This is a genomic window from Actinomadura sp. HBU206391, assembly GCF_014323665.1.
Taxonomy (GTDB): domain Bacteria; phylum Actinomycetota; class Actinomycetes; order Streptosporangiales; family Streptosporangiaceae; genus Actinomadura_C.
Genome location: NZ_JABVEB010000557.1, coordinates 1 through 1,216 on the forward strand (window position 1 = coordinate 1; position 1,216 = coordinate 1,216).

The 1,216-nt window shown below is 67.6% G+C and carries 1 protein-coding gene; it reads left to right on the forward strand.

The genetic code is table 11. The features are described from left to right. Window positions 1-296: 296 nt before the first annotated feature. Window positions 297-1,216: OFA family MFS transporter (locus HKK72_RS39385; RefSeq protein ID WP_187239449.1), on the forward strand; the 920-nt coding region annotated here is incomplete at its 3' end.

Sequence of the window (1,216 nt, forward strand, 5' to 3'; positions counted from 1 at the left end):
GCCGCCCGTCCGGAGCCGGGGCGAGCCACCGCGGGAGGCGTGATCCCACCCGGTCAGGTAGTTGCACCGCTAGTAATATAACCGAACAGGCATACATGGTCCAACGGTACCCGTCCGGCTTGGGGTCGGAGGTCTGGTCACGCCGCCTGCGTTCCGCCACGTGGATCCCTCGCCGGTGACGGCATCGCCCGTGGCTCGGGGATGAGCAGGGGCGCTGAGGAGATCGGGTCTTTCGGTCGGGTCGAATACCGTATACCGTCTCTTTCCGGTCCTTGTTCCCCGCGGAGGTGACCGGCTTGAGCACTGGTGTTGGAACCTTTCTCGACAAGTCCCGGACGGTGGCGCCTCCATCGTGGAGTCGTTGGCTCATCCCTCCGGCGGCGCTCTCGGTTCACCTGGCGATCGGCCAGGCGTACGCGTGGAGCGTCTTCAAGCCGCCGCTCGAGTCCTCCCTCGACCTGTCGGGGACCGCCAGCGCGCTGCCGTTCCAGATAGCCATCGTGATGCTGGGCCTGTCCGCCGCGTTCGGCGGCACCATGGTCGAGCGCAAGGGCCCGCGGTGGGCCATGTTCGTCTCGATGACGTGTTTCTCCTCCGGCTTTCTGATCGCCTCGCTGGGCATGGCGCTCGAGCAGTACTGGCTCGTCGTGTTCGGTTACGGCTTCGTCGGCGGCATCGGGCTGGGCATCGGCTACATCTCACCCGTGTCGACGCTCATCAAATGGTTTCCCGACCGGCCCGGCATGGCGACCGGCATCGCCATCATGGGGTTCGGTGGAGGTGCGCTCATCGCCTCGCCCTGGTCGGCCGAGATGCTGTCGGCCTTCGGCACCGACACGGGCGGCATCGCGCGGACCTTCCTGGTGCATGGCCTGGTGTACGCGGCCTTCATGTCGTTCGGCGTCCTGCTGGTGCGGGTGCCGGCGCCTGACTGGCGCCCGGCCGGGTGGAGCCCCGAGGCGGTCACCGGCCGGCCGCTGATCACCACGGCCGACGTCTCGGCGAACAACGCGATCCGCACGCCGCAGTTCTGGTGTCTGTGGGTGGTGCTGTGCATGAACGTGACCGCGGGCATCGGCATCCTCGAGAAGGCCGCGCCGATGATCACGAGCTTCTTCGCCAACACCTCGACGCCCGTGGCCAGCGGCGCCGCCGCAGGGTTCGTCGCCCTGCTCTCCTTGTGCAACATGCTCGGTCGGATCACCTGGTCGTCCAC